This window comes from Paraburkholderia sp. EB58, assembly GCF_050436665.1.
In the GTDB taxonomy this organism is placed as follows: Bacteria; Pseudomonadota; Gammaproteobacteria; order Burkholderiales; family Burkholderiaceae; genus Paraburkholderia.
This window is the reverse complement of sequence record NZ_JBNDMQ010000016.1, coordinates 39,675-57,764: the sequence shown is the minus strand read 5'-3', so window position 1 is coordinate 57,764 and position 18,090 is coordinate 39,675. Positions and strand designations below refer to the sequence as shown.

Here is an 18,090-nt window from a genome sequence, read left to right as displayed (position 1 = left end):
CAGTTAGTTCGTAGAAGTCTTGTATATTCAATCTGGAGTATCCCCATGAAGTTACGAATTGCGGCGCTTGCCGCGCTGATGACATTTGTCTGCTTGTTTTCCGCGTGCGGTGGTAGCGGCACCGATCCTTCTGATGTCGCCGTGGCGGCGGTGCAGGCAAATGCAGCCAAGAAATCCACACCGTCCGCAAGCGGCGCGACGATCAACAGCACGACGGGTACGCTGGTCGATTCCTCCGGTAACGTCTGGGGGCTCAAGAGTTCGGCGAACAACGGCCTGCAGGTAACGAAGAACGGCAAGCTGGCTGGATTCACCGCTGACGTGGCGCTAGTTCTCTACTACAACGGCGCGGTCTATCAGGAGAACACGGCCAGCCTTTGGTGGCCATGGAGTGGTTCAACATGGACCGGCAGCGGTGTATCCGACCCGCGCACCGCAAGCACTGGCACCGGCACTGGGGGCACGGGTAGCGGTGGTGGCAATACTGGCGCAGCTAGCAGCGGCAGCGGTGGAAGCACCGGTACGGGTAGCACTGGGACCACAGGTAGCAGTGGAAGTGCAGCACCCACAGGCGTGCAGTTCTACGGCGTGAACGGGCACTACACCCAGGGCGGCATCTACGCAACGAATATCACGCAGCAGGTCAAGGACATGCAGGCGATGGGCATCAAATCGATCCGTCAGGACTGCTACAGCACGTCCGATACTGCGACGATGGCGAGCCTTATTTCCTCGTTCTCGCCGATTGTCATTCAGCCGATGTTCGACGTTTATCCGTCGACGACTGATGAGACGACTGCCTACAATCAGTTCTATACCTACGGTCAGACCGTGGCTGGGCAGCTCGCCGGCAAGGTTCCGGTCATCGAGCTGATGAACGAACCGGAGAACCAGTACTTCAGCAACGGTCCGAGTGACAATGGTCAACTTGTCACCAACTGGTCAGCATCGAATAGCCAGTGGCCGGCATTCCGCGGCGCCGTGCGTGGCTTCATCGCCGGCTTCCGCTCGGTCGACACGACCAAGCAGACGCTGATCGCGAGCCCGTCAGTCGGCTGGCTGCACTACGGCTTGCTCGAAGGTCTGTGGAACGGCACGGCACCGGATGGTTCGAGCGGTCACCCGACTGCGCAGTGGGACATCACGAACTACCACTGGTACTACGACATGGGCGACATCGAGACGGCAGGCGGCGTCAACACCCTGTCGGTGCTGCATACCGCGTTCGATGAGCCGATCCTCCTGACAGAAGTCGGGGTGCAGACCAGCGTTTCGTCAACTGTCTATGATTCGTATGTCGGAACGGCCCTCGCCGAGTTTGCGGGTGCAGCGGCCAAGGCTTACGACATCATCGGCATCGACTGGTACGAGCTATACAATTTCGATAACAACGGTGGCTTTTACATGGGTCTGTACACGTCTCCAGGCGTGGTCAATGCGGGCCGCGCCACCGCAATGACGAGTGCTATCACAGCAAATCCCAATCCATGACAACTCTCCACGAATTCAGTGTGCTGGCAAAGTTCCCCGCAGGAATGGAAGACGCCGAGGCACAGCGCGAGAGGGCGGAAGCGATCGATGTCCATCTCGCGTCCGAGGGGATGATCCCGCGACGAGCGTAATAACGCGCACGCCGGGGGTGACGATAGTCGACCTGATGGCGTCGGTTAGGAATGTCTCAAGAACTTGATATGAGCCGCTCAAGATGAGCCCTCTTCGGAGGGCTTTTTTATGCCCGAAGGACATCTCGCCGTGAAGGTTCAACTGGCTCGAACTGCGTGTAAGCAGCCATTTTTTGCCGTGACGTTTGCAGATGATAGTGGCCTCGTTCTTTTACTTTACGCTTGCCGTTGAAAAGGCAAAGTTTTTGGAGGCGCTGACACAGTGGCCCGTCGACCGGTTGGCTCACATCTAACCCATGAGTGATTTGTTCGCTTAGATGTGTGGCTAGGCAGCTGCCACCGGCGGGTGCCAAGACTTGGGCCTGGTCCACCGCGCACCACGAAGACCCTCGTGGCTTGCCTGTGCCGGAGGCTTTTGGAGCGCTGCCGCACCAAGTGGACCCCGCAACGAAACCTCGCGACCGCTCGTGCGCAGTCGTTTGAGTACTTCTGCAATCGCCCGCGCGGTCCTTCGCAGTTGCTGCGACTGAATTTCAAGTACGTTCGCTCCGGCCACGTCGTCCTGGACCAATGCGGAATTCCGTTGGGTCATGCGGGCATCAATGACGCCGCGTATTTGATTTGGTCGATGGCAGCTTGTTGCTCCCGCAACGCCTGTAGCAGAGGACTCAATAGGCTCAGATACGTCCATTACCGCGCGAAGAAGGTCAACAACAGTCCCGTTGGCAACTTGTAATGCTGCTTCCTTCGAGTCCACCTCGCAGTGATTCGAGGTACTCGGTTATCGTATGGAAAACTGACCAATGTGGCCTGAGTCCTCGGGGTGAAAATCCATCTCTCCCAGAACTGGCTTGGACATCGCCTCACGCATCTGCTCAAGGGTGACGAACGCGGCGGCTTCGCCGTCATCCCTTTCCCACATGATTGGGGCAGGCCGTTCGCTATATGCCTTCGGGACGCCGTCGACGTAATGCACCTCATGTATCGAACGCCAAACTTCGCCATCCTCAGTAACAAACTCAATTACGCGATAGTTCCAATTGCGGGCCGGAGTGCTTTCCACGCAATTTCCCGTTTCAAGATACGATAACAGGTGATGCGTTGGGGGTGGCGCCGGGACAATAGACATATCGTTGGACGCCTTCTTTGACAGGATGTCCGAAGTCGTACTGGGTCCAGCGTTCAACATGGTGTTCCTTTCTTTGGCAAAGAGTGAAGCAGCTGCTGGATGCATATTGCGCAGAGGTCGACCGTGCGGCGATAGATGTTCCTGCCAAGCCAAGGCACGAACGTGTACTCCGTATACGCGTTGCTTCCGATATGTATCCAGTGATGCAGAGCAACTGACACAATGATTCCTTGACGACGTTTAAAAAGGAACCAGCGGGGCCCAAGGGGCGATGTTGTCGTCGGGCCGAACCGCGAGCTTTGCGCTGTCACAACGGCGGGCGCTGTCCCCATGAGAGAAGAGTAGGTTTTTCCGCACGGCGAATCTACTCTACGGTTGGATATGCCGATGCCGCGTTCGCGTAACCCGTTTATACGGGTGTATAACCGCGACGCGGGGGCATACGAGTGGTGTCGAGCTGCGAAACGACGTCCGTCGGCTAACGCGAAGGAATGGCCCATGTCGCTGCGTTGAGGGGCGAAGTTCCGTGGTTCGGCGTGGGTACCAATTGGACAGATATTGGCTCAGAAGGCGCGCAACTGAATGAGGCGGGGCCCCTGAGGTTGGTGCGCTGACGAAGATCCACAACATGGTCGCTGACTACGGTCAGTGGGTCTCAGGTACCGCGTAATCTCGCTTTTGGGGGTCCGCTCGCCTCGCCCCAACCGTTTCTTCCGGCAGGCCAGCATAGCGGACCTGCGCCGCGCGTCGCAGCGGCGCCGTCCGTCAGAAACGGTGCATTAACGCGACGCGATAAACCATTTGGTTTTCGCTGGACGACATACCCGCGTCTGCCACGTTCGACGCATAGTCAAAGTCCGTGCCCGTATGTGCGCTGACGACGTGCTGGTACGCACCTTGGACATAAACGGATGTCTGGCTGGATAGATCGTAGTCGAGTGTCAGAGTGACCTGATGCCATTTGGGATTGAATGACCCGACGCTCGATGCTAGTCGCGCCTCCGTAAATGTATAGGCGGTACCTAGCCAAAAGTTCGGTCGAAAGAAGTACTGGTCGTTTATTTCGAAGTTGTCGAATTTCCACGAGTTCCACGAACCACCGTCCGGTCCCGTATTCGACGTGAAGTAAGAGTTGGCCGTGGGGTCGTACACGTCGACATGCGAGTATACGAAGGCTAGCAGCGTCTTCGAAAACTTATACGACACCCCGACGCCGTAGTTCTGTTCCGAAGAACCGGTGAACAAGGTATCGCCGGCCACCGCACCGGACGTGTTCGCTCCGGGGTGATTCATCTTCATATACGATGCCGCCGCCGTCAGCCCCCCATTCTGATAGTTGAGGCTGCCGCCATAGAGGCTGTTGTTGGAGAACCCGTCGGCCTGGTTGCTGAACGCATACATGCCCTCGGCGGTGAGCCCTCGGTAAGTCGGACTCACGTACTTGACGGCATTGTTCGCACGGAAGTCCCAATCCGCGTTGTCGTTGTCGAACGGGTGCGCCGCGAGATCCCCGCCCCAGTTACCAGCAGCCGTGAGGACGCCGAAGCTGTTCCCGTCCGAGGTCGGATCGTATTGGCGGCCGAGCGTCAACGTGCCGTACCGGTCGGATGCGATGCCGACATATGCCTGGCGGCCGAATTCGCGTGAATCTTGGCCAGGCGCCCCATTGCTGGCATTGAACCCATTCTCCAACTGGAAAATCGCCCGATAGCCATCACCGAGATCTTCGCTGCCTTTGAAGCCCCAGCGACTGCCGTAAAAGTCGCCGCTCTTCATTTGGTAGGCGCTGTGGCCCTGCGCGTTACTGGTGAAGTTAAGGCCCTCGTCGATCAACCCATAGAGCGTGATGTTGCTCTGCGCGTGGGCTGCGCTGGCGAGCAGCATTGCGGGAATAAATAGCCATCGACGTTTTGTTCGCTGCAAATTCATGACGTTCCTTCTACGACGTAGTGAGTGTCCTATCGCTAACTCCGATGCGGATAGGGAAAATAGTCAAGGATGTTGTTTTTGATCGGGCAACGCGTTGTTTACTCATATGCGGGCGTCAGGGAAGTCAAAAAGAAATCTGCATCCATAACGCAATGATCGTGCCAACAGTACTGGCATAAAGTGTATGCAATGTGAATTATCTTGGTACGCAATGAAGGCGAGGCCTTGACGGCCTTTGGGCGGCGTCGTTGCGTTAAGCCGGGAATGCGCCGGAGCCTTGCTAGCAGCCCACCCACGGTGCAATGGAGCACCAGCACAGCGCGCCGTGCGAGAGCAGGGGGCGCAAGCTTGGAGCTTGCTAAGCCGCCTTGCGCATGAAGGCCAGGTCACGCTGGTGCCGAACCGTGGGTAAGCACCCGAACAGTAGCGTCGCGGATGACGTTGACCTGCGAGAGGCTGGGCTGCTAGCGAATGGGATCGATGCGTTCAGAGGTGGGCAGATGTGATAAGGCGCTTCTTAGCGCGTTAGGGCGACCGAACTGCCAGCTTCGCCGTATGAGGTTGCCAGCTGGCCTGCAGCGCCTGGGCGCGCGCGTAGATTTTCTCCATCTCCGCACGCAGCGGAGCGACCGATTCGTTCGCGAGATCAAACTCAGCGCCAAGTGACTCGTAAGCGGTATTGATCTCGCGCAGCAGCGCACCTTCATTGACGCGCGTGAGCTGTCCGTTTCGCATAACTGCCTCGCCCGCCACAAACACGCTGTCGGTCGCGGCGCCGCGCTCGGCATACACCAGTTGCCGCACTGGATCGGTTAAGGGCGTGAAGCTGATTGCATCGGTCCGATAGGCGACCAGGTCGGCGCGATAACCCGGCGCGATTGCACCGAGCTGGCCGCCTAATCCGAGCGCCGTCGCGCCGCCAATCGTCCCCGCATGCAGAGCCTCGGCCGCGGACAACCATCGCGAATAGTCGTCGCCACGTATCTTCGACACCGCCGCGGCGCTACCCATCACGTTGAGCATGTTGACGGTGACCGTCGATGCGCAGCCGTCGGAGCCGAGACTCACGTTGACGCCTGCGTCGAGCAGCGCACGCACCGGTTGCACGCCGGAGCCGAGCATCAGATTGCTCCACGGATTGTGTTGCGCGCTCGCACCAAATCGAGCAAGGCACTCGATCTCCCCGTCCGACAACCAGACCGCGTGGATCAGCGAGGTGCCCGGCCGCAGAAATCCCTGTTCGGCAAGGTGCATCACCATGGATTTGCCGTAGAAGGCTTCCGCTGTCACTACCTGCAAGCGCGTTTCCTGAACGTGGATGATGACCGGCAGATCATGCGTGTCGGCGAATTCGCGGCAACGTGTGAGAAATTCCGGTGTGCAGCGCTGCGGTGCCGAAGGCGCAACCAGCATGCCAACCCGGTCATGCTGCGGATGGTGATGGGCCAATTCGCTTTCCAGCAACGCGAAGAACGCATCAGGCGAGGGTCGCGGTTGTGCGCGCAGTTGCGCGAGCAGGGCGGGCGGGAAAATGCTGTCGACCTCGGGGAAGTTATCGACGATCGCGCGATCCATCATCGAGAACCCGACCAGCGCGCGAATGCCCGCATCTTCGTAGGCCTGGAAGATGGCCTCGACGGCGGCGGGGTCGATAATCTGACCGAGGCTCACGTCGTCGACGAGTGTGGTGGTGCCGCTGCGCAGCGATTCGAGCGCGCCGATCAGCGTTCGCAGGTAGATCTGGCGCGGCGTCAGTTTGACCGGACGCGGCGCGCGCACGTAATGCATCCACAATTCGAGCGGCAGGTTTTCGAGCCGTCCCTTGTGAAAATGCTCGTGCGAATGTTGATGGCCATTGATGAGCCCCGGCATCAGCAGGCAGTCGTCGAGCGGTATACATTCGCCGTCGGTCGCGCTGCCGCCCGGCACGATGGCGGCGATGCGTTCGCCTTCGATCACGACATCGACGCGGCGCGGCTCGTATTGCTGTTCGGTGCCGTGTAATGCCCTGACGTTGGAGAGTATCTTGCGCACGGTTTCTACCAGATCGAAGAAAGGGAGGACTGAGGCGGCTAGCGAAACTGCCCCGACAAGCCGGCGAGCCGCTCCATCACCAACATGGAAATCAAGGTGGCGACGATCAGCACGCCCGAGGCAGCGGCCGCCCGGACGTCGAGGCTGTCCTCGATGATGTGCCACAGGTGGATGGGCAGCACTTCGGATCGCGCGTCCGACAGGAATAGCGACAGCGCGACGTTATCGAAGGAATTCATGAACGCGATAAACGCCCCCGACGCGATGCCCGGTACCAGCGCCGGCAGCACGACGCGGCGGAACGTGAACCAGCCACCCGCGCCGAGGCATGTCGAGCTGTCGAGCAGCGCGGGATCGAGCTGCGCATAACTCGCCGAGGTCGTGTACAACACATAAGGTGCACACAGCGTGATATGTCCGGCGAGCAGACTGTAGAACGAGAGCCCGGCGCTTTCGAGGTTGAACAGGATCAGGATACCGAGCCCCAGCGCGAGCGACGGAATGGTCAGCGGCGCCATGAAAAACGAATCGAGCAGTCGCGCGGCAAACGTGCGGCGACGTGCGAGCGTCACCGCCGCGGCGACCGCCAGCACGGTCGCGCACGCGGTCGCCGCCGCGGCGAGCTTCAGGCTCAATAGCAGATCGTCGATGATCTCCGGCGAATCGAAGATCAGCGCTTCATACCAGCGCAATGACAGTCCCGGCGGCGGAAACTTCAGCGAGTAGCCCGACGTGAGCGATGTCACCAGTACGATGAGCGTGGGCCCAATCAACATCAACAGACCGACGCCGCCCATCAAGCCCATCACTGCATTGAACGACAGGCGACCCGGCTGGGCACGGTGCGCCGGCATGACGCCCGACGCGGCAAGCGTGGATTTAGCCATGGACAAACCCTCTGGTCTTGCGGCCGAAATAGTTGAGCAAGGTCACGACGAGCAGCACGCTCGCCAGCAGAATCACGGCAAGCGTCGCCGCAAACGGGTAGTTCTGCGTCTGGATGGCCTGTTCGTAGATGTAAAACGGCATGTACATCAGCTGGCCGCCGCCCACCAGAGTTTGAACGACGAACGCGCTGACCGCGCCGGTAAACACCAGCAGGGTGCCGCTGAGTAAACCCGGTATCGCAAGCGGCACGGTGATCTTCCACCAGGTGCGCCAACTGCTGGCACCCAGCGCATGCGATGCCTCGGGCAAGCGTGTGTCGAGCGAAGTGAGCGTGGTGACGAGCGGCAACACCATCAACGGCAGTTCGATCTGCGCAAGCGAGAGGATTACCGCCAGCGGCGTGTACAGGAGTTTGACCGGCGGCCCCGCGTGTCCGAGTGTCATCAGCAGCGCGTTGACCAACCCTTCATTGCCGAGAATCACGACCCACGCAAATGTGCGCACCACCGAACTGGTGAGAAGCGGCAGCAGGATCAGCACGATCAGCACACGCCGCCAGCGCGGTGGGCTCACCACGTACAGATGCGCGACCGGATAGCCAAGCACGATCGTCGCGAGCGTGGTCGCCACACCAAGCCAGAGCGTTTGCCAGAGGATTCCGCGGTTATAGCTGTCGTCAAAGAAAACCAGGTATTGGCGAATGCCGACATGCGTCATGGCTGTGTCGTTGTGCAGGCTGATCAGCGCGACGAGCAAGAGCGGCACGCCCACAAACGCGATGAAGAACAGGCCTAGCGGCAGCACGAGCAGCCAGTCGCGTGGCATCCGGTGATTCGCGTGCATGATGCGTCAGACCTTGACCAGACGGTTGAAACGATCGATATATTCCGCGCGGCGCGGGTTGATACGGGCCCAATCGACCTGCACGAACGACGTCATGTCATTGGCATTGTGAGCGATCGCGGCGAGCGCTGCACCGAACGGCACTTTCGTGTTGGTTGGCGCGACGTAGTAGGGCGCGCTCGTCATCTGCTGCTGCACTTCGACGCTCAACGCGGTGTTGATGTACGCTGCGGCGAGATCCGCCGCCTGGGTGTTCTTCACAATGTTCATCGTGCTGCGCACCATGCCCCAGTTGCTGTCGGGGCGAGCGAGCGCAACCGGCACGCCCTTGGCCTTGAGCGACTCCACGTTATTGATGTAGTGACAGGCAATATCCACCTGACCTTGCTGGAACAGCGTGCCGAGGGCGCCTGGATTGGCAGCCACTGCACCGACGTTCGGCATCAGACGCTTGACATAATCGAACGCCGGGTCCATGTGATCTTCGTCGCCGCCCAGCATCTTGGCGAGCGCGACCATCCATACGGTGCCCAAGGTGGAATCGAGACTCACGAGGCCGACGCGACCCTTGAATTCCGGCCTGAGCAGATCGTTCCAGGACTTCGGCGTGGTCTTCACGCGCTCCGTGTTGTACGCAATGCCATAGACCTGCGCGGACACATAGGCGCCTAGACCCTTCGGATCGATGAAGTGCGCGGGCAGATTCGCGAGGTTCGGCACCCGCGCTGCAGGAATGGGTTCGAACACGCCTTGCGCGATGCCCTGCAGGTAGGGACCCTCGTCCATCATGACCACATCGAACGGTGGGTTATTGCGCGCGGCCACCAGCTTGGTCAGCGTGTCGACCGCCTGCGATGCGGTGAGCACGGCGCTTACGCCCGCAGCCTTGCGAAATGCGGGCAACAGAATCTTGCGTTGCGACTCTTCCCACGCACCGGGAAACGTGGTGGCGGCAAGAGATTCGGACGCAGCCATGGCAAGCGGGCTGCCAAGCGACAAGCCGACGGCCCCCGCTGCGCCCATCAGTTGCAGGAGCTTGCGACGTTGGTGATCGATCAGCGACATAAGACCTCTGGACGGTTAGTTAAACAGGATGAACCAGCGATAGCGAAGCGGGCGGCGCGTTGGATCAGGACGATCGTGGCCACGAGCTAAACACCCGCGGAACCAGGTTGGGGAGCCTTGAAGGTGCGCACCCGTGCCCCTGGTTTCAAATCGAGCGCGACGCGCAAGCCGGGGCGCAAGTCCGCACCCTCGGCGCGCGGCACGGATATCTTCACAGTCTGTCCGGCTTCGGTCTGCAAATCGACCACCAACGTGGGACCGATCGGCATCGCCAGTTGCACAGTAGCGAGCAGCTGAGGCGCGCTGACGCCGGCCTGCGGCAACTGCCACGCCCATTGCTCGGGGCGGACCGCCAGTAGCGCCGCACCGGTATCGTGCCACGGGCCGGGGTGAGTAACGGCCAGCACGGCGCCATCGTCGAAGTTTGCAAGGCATTGGTTGCCGTGCACGCGCAAATTAACGGGCAGCAGATTCGCCGTTCCGACGAAGGTGGCTACAAAGGGGGTGGCGGGCTGATCGTAGATTGCGACCGCAGAGTCGTATTGTTCGAGCCGCCCGCGATTGAGCACGGCGACCCGGTCGGCCATGCTCATCGCCTCTTCCTGATCGTGCGTCACCATCACGGTCGTGATATTCAGTTCGCGCTGCAGACGGCGGATTTCGATTTGCATATCGAGCCGCAGGTTTTTGTCGAGTGCCGCGAAAGGCTCGTCCAGCAGCAGGATGCGCGGCTCGACGGCAAGCGTACGGGCCAGCGCCACGCGTTGCTGCTGACCGCCCGACAACTCGCGCGGATAGCGCTTCGCGAATGATTCCATGCGCACCATCTCAAGCATCTGCATGGCCTTGTGAGCAGCATGACGACGCGCGACGCCGTTGGCTTCCAGACCGTAGGCGACGTTGGCGGCGACTGTCATGTGCGGAAACAGCGCATAGTTCTGGAAGACGATGCCCACGCCGCGTTGGCGCGGCGCGAGACCGTCCACGCGTTGGCCGCCAATCCGCACTTCGCCCTCGGACTGCACCTGCAGACCGGCGAGGATGCGCAGCAGGGTGCTCTTGCCACAGCCCGACGGGCCGAGCAACGCAACCAGTTCGCCTGCTGCAATTTCAAGCGTGACGTCTTCGATCACCGGCACGGCGGCGAAACGATGCCGGATGCCGCGCATTTGCACGGCGGCACCGATTGGCGAGGTGCGTGCCTGCGAGGCCGCAAGGCCGGCAGCCGCTGCGCCTTGCTTCGACTGCGAATCGATAGTGTGCGGGGTGCTCATGCGCGAGCTCTCTTCCATAGTTGCGTGGCGGCGTGCTTTCCAGCCGCGATGACGGCATCGGCGTCGCAACGGGTGGGGGCGCCGCCGTCCACCACAATCTCACCGTCCACGATGACCATCTCGACATCACGCCCAAGTCCCGTGTGCACCAGCGTGCCCAGCGGATTGGGGTGCGGAGTCAGATGTGCGCGCCGGAAATCGAATACGGCGAGGTCGGCGAGCCAGCCTGTCTTGAGGCAGCCGAGTTCGTCGCCAAGCCCCATAGCGTGTGCGCCGTTGTGCGTCGCCATGGTGAGCGCATCGGCGGGTTGCCAGTCCGCGGCGACTTCGCCCAACTGGATGCGCGCGATCGCCAGTGCCCAGCGCATGACCTCGGTCATGTCGGCGTGCATGTTGTCGGTGCCCAATGCAATGCGCGCGCCGGCGGCGCGCAGACGCGGAGTAGGCGCCATGGTGCCTCCCGTCGCGTTGCCCTTGGGGATGTGTGCCACCGTGATGCCGGCCCGTCCGACGCGTGCAATGTCGTCGTCGTCGAGATACAGGCAGTGCGCCGCTACGAGCCTTTCGTTGAGCAACCCGACTTCGTCTAGCAACTGCGCCGGGCTCTTGCCCGAACGCTTCTTCACCACGCTGACCTCGGTGCAGCTTTGCGCGAGATGAGTCGTCACGCCGAGATCATGCGTGCGTGCCGCCTCGGCGATCAGACGCAGAAAGTCGTCGGAGCAGGTATCCGGCGCATGAACCGCTAGTTGGACGCCCGTGCGCTCGTTGTGCTTGCGATTCCAGCGACCGGCCAGCGTCAGTGCGTCATTCAGCGTACGCTCGCCGGTCGCGGCATGGTATTCCCAGCGTCCGTCCGCGACGCCGGAGAAGTCGACGTCGTGCAGGCGGCCGCATGAATACACCCGCAGGCCGATGTCGGCCATGGCCTCCATGGTCAGATCGGCGTGGACGTAGGTGTCGTTGATCAGCGTCGAGCCGAACAGCATGGCTTCAAGCGCACCGAGACGTGCCAGCGCGATCGCTTCGTCCGGGCGCACGTCATGGCCATGGGGAATCCCGGGTGTGTAGGCGGGCGCAAAGCCCAGGTCTTCAGCGACGCCGCGCACCATTGTCAGAATGGCGTGGGTGTGAACGTTCACGTAGCCGGGCACGATGACACGTCCGGCGAGCTGGCGCGTGGTCTGCGCGCGTGTCTGTGCCGGCAGATTCTGCGCCCGGCCGACGAAGGCGAGCCGGTTGCCGCGAATGCCGATCGCCGCGTCATGCAACAGCGGTTGAGCCGGGTCCATCGTCACGACGGTGGCGCCCAGTAGCAACAGGTCAAGGTCAAATTCGATAGGTGAGGCAGTCATCAGCCAGGTGGTCCGGTTCAGTTCAGGTGTGCAGGTGCTGCAGGAAACGCCGCGTGCGCTCTTCGCGCGGACGGCTGAAAACGTCGCAGGGCGTGCCTTGTTCGACGATGGCGCCGGCGTCCATGAAGACCACCCGATGCGCGACGTTCCGCGCGAAGCTCATTTCGTGGGTCACGACCATCATCGTCATCCGGGCAGCCGCGAGATCGCGCATCACGTCGAGCACTTCGTTGACAAGTTCCGGGTCGAGCGCCGAGGTCGGTTCGTCGAACAGGATCATCTCCGGTTCCATCGCAAGTGCGCGTGCAATCGCCACGCGTTGTTGCTGGCCGCCTGAGAGTTGCGCTGGCCGTTTGCCGAGGTGTTGCGCGAGATGGACTTTTTCCAGCGCCACCTGTGCGCGAGCGCGGGCCGCATCGCGCGAAAGCCCCAGCACGCGCTGAGGGCCGGCGGCGACGTTATCGAGTGCGCTCAGATGCGCGAACAGGTTGAAGCGCTGAAACACGAAGCCGAAGCGGCTGCGCTGTCGCGCCAGTTCGGCTTCGGGCAACGCGCGGCCCTGCTCCGACAGGCCGATACGCTGGCCGCCAAGGCGGATCGTGCCGCCGTCCGATCGTTCCAGGAAGTTGAGACAGCGCAGGAGGGTGGTCTTGCCCGAACCCGACGGCCCGATCAGCACGACGGTCTCGCCATGTCCAACCTCCAGCGAGATGGAGGGCAGGATGATCTTGTCGCCGAAGCGCTTGTGCAGACCTTCTATGGACAACAGTGTTGCAGCGGCGCCTGCATGTGCTTGCGCGGCGGCGTCCATCGCGGGGGCTGCGGGGACGTCGGAGACGGTAACGGTGGAAGACATGCTGGATCCCGAGCTCATGAAGTCAATATTGCGGCAGTCGCCGCTCGAGGTAGCGCGACAGCCACGCCAACGCCGAAATCAATGCGTAGTAGTACAGGGCGATCAGCAGGAAAATCTCGAACGGCGAGAAATACGTCGCAATGATCTCCTGCCCGGCGTGCGTGAGTTCATACACGGAGATGGCGGACAGCAGCGCCGAGCCCTTGATCAGCGAGATCAGTTCGTTGGTAAGCGGCGGCAAGATGCGCCGCCACGCTTGCGGAAAAAGCACGTGCAGAACAATCTGACGGTGCCGCATGCCGATGGATTGCGCGGCTTCGGTCTGGCCGCGATCGACGGACTGCATGCTGGCGCGCACGATCTCGCAGATGAAGCCGCCCGCATTCAGGCTGAGCGCGATGACGCCAGCCCAATACTCGTTGAAGTTGATGCCGATGACCGGTAACGCAAAGTAGACGAGAAAGATCTGCACCAGCAACGGTGTGCCGCGCACGAAATCGACATAGGCCAGCACGGCGATCCGGACCGCCCTGAAGCGGCTGAGTGCGCCAAAGCCCAATACGAAGCCGAGCACGATGCCAATCGCGATCGCCGCGAGGCAGACCTTGAGCGTGGCGAGCAGGCCGACCGCGAGGATCGGCAACGCCATGACGATAATGCTCCAGTCCATGGACGCCGCGCTCTCAGGAAAGTGCCGGAATCGCGTCCGGCAGGTTCATGTCGAAGCCAAACCACTTTTGCTGCAACGTATGCAGCGTGCCGTCGGTTTTGAACTGGCGCAGTTGCTGATCGATGAAGCCGATCAGCGCGGTGTCGTCGGTGCGCGCCGCGATGCCCGCCCAGTTGTCCGCGCCGATGCCCTTGACGATGGCATATTTGCCCGGCGCATTCTTGAGGACGAGCGAAAGCGTCGGCAAGGTGTTGAGCACACCGTCCACACGGCCCTCCGCGAGCGCGATATAAGCGGCAGGATGGTCGTCGAAAGTTTTCACATCCTTGAAGCCCACTCCGCCCGCTGCTTTCAATTGCGCGTCGAGTTTGGGCTCCAGTATCTGACCCGGTGAGCCGAGCTTGAGCCCCAGCACCTTGCCGTTCATGCCGGCGATGCCGGTGACGCTCTTCTGATCCGCCGCGCGAATCAGCAGCGCCTGCGAAGCTTCCACGTAAGGCACCGAAAAGTCCACGTGCTTTTCACGCTCGGCCGTATAGCTCAGGCTGCTCATCACCAGATCGAACTTCTTCGTGTAGAGAGACGGAATCACGCCCGACCACACCGTGTCGATGAACTGCGCCTTGACGCCGAGATGGCGGCAAAACGCGTTGGCGAGGTCCACGTCGTAGCCGATCATGGTGCCGCTCGCGTCACGATAGGTGAGCGGCGGATAAGTCGCTTCGCAGCCGATGCGCAGCACGCCCGCTTTTTTGATGCCGTCAAGCGTGATCCCGGCGGCCATCGCAAAACGCGGCAAACCGATCGACACCAGGGCTGCGCCCGCGCCGGCACACTGAAGGAATTGGCGACGCGAAAATCGTTCGGACATCAGGCTCTCCAGAATAATCACAATACGTACGATATAAAAAGCGTGTGAAGCAGGGCGGAACGCACCAGACGCACGACCCCACAAACCCTTTCCTATTGCCGATAAACGGCGGGAAATTCAAAGCGTGGCAGCACCCGGTGAGCCTCAACGCGCGGGTTCAACGGGCGATGCGGTTGCGCCAGTTGCGGGCGCAAGGCCGGCAGGAACTCACCGCGGCCGGGCGCGCCACCGGGCTGCACGCCGTCCCACACCACGGCGCCGCGCGACAGCGTCAGCGCGGGCCACGCTTTCATCTGCCAGCCCTCGTACGGCGTGTAGTCGACGTTGTGATGCAATGCATCGTTGGTGAGCGTGAATGCACGATCGGTATCCCATATCACCAGGTCGGCGTCGCCGCCAATCGCGACCGAACCCTTGCGGGGATAAAGGCCGTAAAGCTTCGCGGCATTGGTTGCGGTCAGCGCGACAAAGGCGTGAATATCGATGCGTCCGCTCATCACGCCTTCCGACATCAGCAAGGCCATACGCGTCTCGAGGCCCGGTATGCCGTTGGGCACCTGATCGAAGCGCGGGTTTTCGCCGGCCACCTGCTTGCCGTGCGGACCATCGAAGCGAAACGGCGCATGGTCGGAGGAGAGCACCTGAAATGTGCCGTTCACGAGACCGTCCCAGACGGCCTGGCGGTTAGCTTCGTCGCGCGGTGGCGGGCTGCAAATACATTGATAGCCACGCGGGCCATCTTCGAGCATGTCTTCGGTCAGCAGCAGATAGTGCGGACAGGTCTCGGCGTACACGGCGAGGCCATGCCCTTGCGCCCAGCGGATCTGTTCGATCGCTTCGCGGCCGGAGACATGTACGATCAGCACGGGCGTATCGACCAGCTGCGCGAGACTGATGGCGCGATGCGTCGCTTCGCGCTCGACCAGCATCGGGCGCGACAGCGCGTGTCCGATCGGCGCGGTGATGCCTTGCTCCAGCAACGCTTCGGTGAGCCACGCAATGCAATCCGCGTTTTCGGCGTGGATCATCACCATGGCGCCGTGGGTGCGTGCCAGAGCGAGCAGTTCGATCATCTGGCGGTCGTTCAGCTTGAGCGCGTCATACGTCATGTAGATCTTGAACGACGTGTAACCTTCCTCGATCAGTTGCGGCAACTCCTGTTCGAGCACATACGGCGTTGGGTCGGTGACGATCAGATGGAAGGCGTAGTCGATTACCGCGCGACCGTCGGCGCGTTGATGATAGGTGTCGATCGCTGCGCGCAGCGTTTTGCCCTTCTGCTGGCAGGCAAACGGAATGACCGTGGTGGTGCCACCGCACGCAGCGGATACGGTGCCGCTCAGGAAGTCGTCGGCCATCACGCTGTCGTCGCCCGTGTCCTGATCCAGATGGCAGTGGCTATCCACGCCGCCTGGGGTGACGAGGCGGCCGGCTGCATCGATCTCGCTGGCGCCACGAGCGAGTCCGCTTCCCAGCGCGACGATGCGACCGTCGCGCACCCCGATATCGGCGCTAAAGCGGTCGGCCGCCGTGGCGATATCCGCGTTGCGGATCACCAGGTCGAAGGCCGCCGCGTCGCTCATGCGACCTCCCGGAACAGGCTGCCCCAGCCGGTGACGCGCGACGTGTCGATGCCGCTCATCCGCAGCGCCTTCCAGACCACTGTCGAAATGGTGTCGTACACCGGGATGCCGAGTTCGGCTTCGAGCTCTTCAGCGAGCGGCGCGCCGCGCAAGTTGGTGCAGAAAATCGTGATGGCGTCGGGTTTGCTCTTTGCGACTTCGCGCGCCATCTCACGCAGCGTGTCCGCGCTGACTTCGGAAAACGAAAAATTGGCTTGCTTGTTCAGATGACGTTCACCGACACACTCAAAGCCCGCGCCGCCGTACGTTGAGACGACTTTTGCCTGCACGTCGTCCCGGTACGGCGTGACCAGGCCGAAACGACGAACGCCCGTCATGGCGAAAATCTCGTTGAGTGCGAGCACCGAGGTGCAGGCGGCGATACCGGTACGTTCGGTAATGCTGCGGCACAGGCGTTCGTCTGCTTCAAACCCGAGCCAGGCCGACGACGTGCCGTTCCAGCCGATTACGTCGAGCTTCGCATCGGCAAGTAGCGCTGCCGCGGCGAGAATCTCCTCGTCGTCGAACTGCGCTAGCGCCTTTTCGGACAACGCGATCTCGGTCACACGGAAGCGGCCGAAATGCGCGCTGACTTCGGGCAGGCCGGCGAGCATTGCCGACGTGACGGGTTCGAGGACCGTGTTGGAAGACGGGGTCAACATGCCAATCAAAGTGCGTTGCGTCATGATTTCCATATCAGGGGTAGCTTCTGGCAGGCTGCGCCGGAAAGAGAGGCTCGGTCGACGCTACTAACGCAAACTTTGTGCCAACATAAATTGTTATGTTTGTACTCAATAAAGCTAGGATTGTATGCAATTTAAGGCGGCGACGGATAGCGCCTCGGCCAGCCTCTTCAGCGCCTTCGCTGGAGCAAACTTCTACATGTGAAGGCTGAAACGACCGAGGGTGAAGTTGCATGCAGATGGTGCGTGGGCGCACCAAAGGCGAATCGTTGGCACCAAACGCGGGCTATTACACGGACAAAGAGGTATTTTCAAACTGGTGGCTGAGGCTCCGGACCGGCAGCAACATTGATGAACGTTTGTATACAAATGAGTTACAATTTCCTTCATTGGAACGAGTAATCGATACGAGCGTTGCATCGAATTTCTGTGCACAAAAACGCCTTGGATTGCTCTATCATCGATTCACTTCCCAGTTGCGAGAAAAATTTTGAGCCGAGCCTTCTCCATTCCAGCCAGCAAAGTTGCCGGGCCCAAGGCGCCGTATACGAACGAGGAAATTTACGGCCGTATCCAGAAGGCGGTGCTCGAGCGTCGCCTTGCACCTGGTACAAAATTGATTGAGGAGCGGCTTGCGGAAGTCTCGGGTGTGAGCCGCACAAAAATCCGCGAAGTACTTAACAAGCTTGCCCACGAGGGGGTGGTCGAGTTGGTGCCGAATCGCGGAGCCTTTATCGCCAGCCCAAGCGTCCAGCAGGCTCAAGACGTATTTGTCACGCGGCGTATGATCGAGCCGGAAATGGTCAGGCTGCTGAGCAGTACCGCAACGTCGGCGCAAGTGCGCGCGTTACGCAAGCACGTGCGGCAGGAAAGCGAAGCGCGCAAACAGAATGATCGGCCTGCCATCATCCGGCTGTCGGGTGAGTTTCATGTGCTGATCGCGGAGATGATCGGCAACGAGATTCTCCTACGGATGATGCGTGAACTCGCACCGTTGACGTGCCTCGTCATCACGCTTTACGACAAACCGAATGCACCGGCGTGCCCGCATCACGAGCATAGCGATTTGATCGACGCAATCGAAGCGCACGACGGCGCCAAGGCGGCGGCGTGCATGCTGGAACATCTGGAGCATATCGAGGCGACGTTGAACTTCGACGAGGTGAAGGATGCGTCGCCGGATATCGAAGCAATCTTCTCCTGAGCAAAAGATATCTGCATGGGCGTCAATCGTCGGCTCGACTATATA

17 protein-coding genes are annotated in these 18,090 nt (G+C 60.9%); 4 read left to right on the top strand and 13 right to left on the bottom strand.

The features are described 5' to 3' along the window. Nucleotides 1–45 precede the first annotated feature (45 nt). Nucleotides 46–1,491 (top strand): hypothetical protein, encoded by a 1,446-nt coding sequence (locus P3T40_RS23030; protein WP_429270019.1) that lies wholly within the window; start codon nucleotides 46–48, stop codon nucleotides 1,489–1,491. Further along, nucleotides 1,488–1,622: a hypothetical protein gene (locus P3T40_RS23025; protein WP_429270018.1), complete on the top strand. Its 135-nt coding sequence runs from the start codon at nucleotides 1,488–1,490 to the stop codon at nucleotides 1,620–1,622. The genes P3T40_RS23030 and P3T40_RS23025 overlap by 4 nt, the downstream gene beginning before the upstream one ends. A 781-nt stretch (nucleotides 1,623–2,403) precedes the next feature. On the opposite strand, the gene P3T40_RS23020 is transcribed toward P3T40_RS23025, so the two are convergent. From P3T40_RS23020 to P3T40_RS22960, 13 genes are all read right to left on the bottom strand, one after another. Next, the gene (locus P3T40_RS23020; RefSeq protein ID WP_429270017.1) at nucleotides 2,404–2,685 is read right to left on the bottom strand and encodes a hypothetical protein; all 282 of its coding nucleotides are present in this window, start codon (nucleotides 2,683–2,685) and stop codon (nucleotides 2,404–2,406) included. A gap of 831 nt (nucleotides 2,686–3,516) precedes the next feature. Then, entirely contained in the window at nucleotides 3,517–4,680 is a 1,164-nt protein-coding gene (locus P3T40_RS23015; RefSeq protein ID WP_429270016.1) for a porin, read from the bottom strand. A gap of 525 nt (nucleotides 4,681–5,205) precedes the next feature. Continuing rightward, nucleotides 5,206–6,714 (bottom strand): amidohydrolase family protein, encoded by a 1,509-nt coding sequence (locus P3T40_RS23010; RefSeq protein WP_429270015.1) that lies wholly within the window; start codon nucleotides 6,712–6,714, stop codon nucleotides 5,206–5,208. Between the two features lie 38 nt (nucleotides 6,715–6,752). Continuing rightward, nucleotides 6,753–7,601: an ABC transporter permease gene (locus P3T40_RS23005; RefSeq protein ID WP_429270014.1), complete on the bottom strand. Its 849-nt coding sequence runs from the start codon at nucleotides 7,599–7,601 to the stop codon at nucleotides 6,753–6,755. Continuing rightward, nucleotides 7,594–8,445: an ABC transporter permease gene (locus tag P3T40_RS23000; protein ID WP_429270013.1), complete on the bottom strand. Its 852-nt coding sequence runs from the start codon at nucleotides 8,443–8,445 to the stop codon at nucleotides 7,594–7,596. Before P3T40_RS23000 ends, P3T40_RS23005 begins: the two co-directional genes overlap by 8 nt. 6 nt (nucleotides 8,446–8,451) lie before the next feature. Beyond that, nucleotides 8,452–9,510, bottom strand: a complete 1,059-nt coding sequence (locus P3T40_RS22995; protein WP_429270012.1) for an ABC transporter substrate-binding protein — start codon at nucleotides 9,508–9,510, stop codon at nucleotides 8,452–8,454. Nucleotides 9,511–9,596: 86 nt separating this feature from the next. Beyond that, a complete protein-coding gene (locus tag P3T40_RS22990; RefSeq protein ID WP_429270011.1) occupies nucleotides 9,597–10,784 on the bottom strand; it encodes an ABC transporter ATP-binding protein in 1,188 nt (395 codons plus the stop codon). Beyond that, nucleotides 10,781–12,139, bottom strand: a complete 1,359-nt coding sequence (locus P3T40_RS22985; protein WP_429270010.1) for an amidohydrolase family protein — start codon at nucleotides 12,137–12,139, stop codon at nucleotides 10,781–10,783. The genes P3T40_RS22990 and P3T40_RS22985 overlap by 4 nt, the downstream gene beginning before the upstream one ends. A 22-nt stretch (nucleotides 12,140–12,161) precedes the next feature. Continuing rightward, a complete protein-coding gene (locus P3T40_RS22980; protein WP_429270009.1) occupies nucleotides 12,162–12,995 on the bottom strand; it encodes an amino acid ABC transporter ATP-binding protein in 834 nt (277 codons plus the stop codon). Between the two features lie 22 nt (nucleotides 12,996–13,017). Then, on the bottom strand, nucleotides 13,018–13,665 hold the full coding sequence (locus P3T40_RS22975) for an amino acid ABC transporter permease (protein ID WP_429270008.1): 648 nt from the start codon (nucleotides 13,663–13,665) through the stop codon (nucleotides 13,018–13,020). Between the two features lie 13 nt (nucleotides 13,666–13,678). Beyond that, on the bottom strand, nucleotides 13,679–14,536 hold the full coding sequence (locus tag P3T40_RS22970) for a transporter substrate-binding domain-containing protein (protein ID WP_429270007.1): 858 nt from the start codon (nucleotides 14,534–14,536) through the stop codon (nucleotides 13,679–13,681). Nucleotides 14,537–14,628: 92 nt separating this feature from the next. Beyond that, nucleotides 14,629–16,119 (bottom strand): dihydropyrimidinase, encoded by a 1,491-nt coding sequence (hydA, locus tag P3T40_RS22965; protein WP_429270006.1) that lies wholly within the window; start codon nucleotides 16,117–16,119, stop codon nucleotides 14,629–14,631. Next, on the bottom strand, nucleotides 16,116–16,844 hold the full coding sequence (locus tag P3T40_RS22960) for a maleate cis-trans isomerase family protein (RefSeq protein ID WP_429270005.1): 729 nt from the start codon (nucleotides 16,842–16,844) through the stop codon (nucleotides 16,116–16,118). Before P3T40_RS22960 ends, hydA begins: the two co-directional genes overlap by 4 nt. A gap of 230 nt (nucleotides 16,845–17,074) precedes the next feature. Between P3T40_RS22960 and P3T40_RS22955 the strand changes: the two genes are divergently transcribed. Then, entirely contained in the window at nucleotides 17,075–17,335 is a 261-nt protein-coding gene (locus tag P3T40_RS22955; protein WP_429270004.1) for a hypothetical protein, read from the top strand. Then, a complete protein-coding gene (locus P3T40_RS22950; RefSeq protein WP_429270003.1) occupies nucleotides 17,332–18,045 on the top strand; it encodes a GntR family transcriptional regulator in 714 nt (237 codons plus the stop codon). Before P3T40_RS22955 ends, P3T40_RS22950 begins: the two co-directional genes overlap by 4 nt. Nucleotides 18,046–18,090 lie beyond the last annotated feature (45 nt).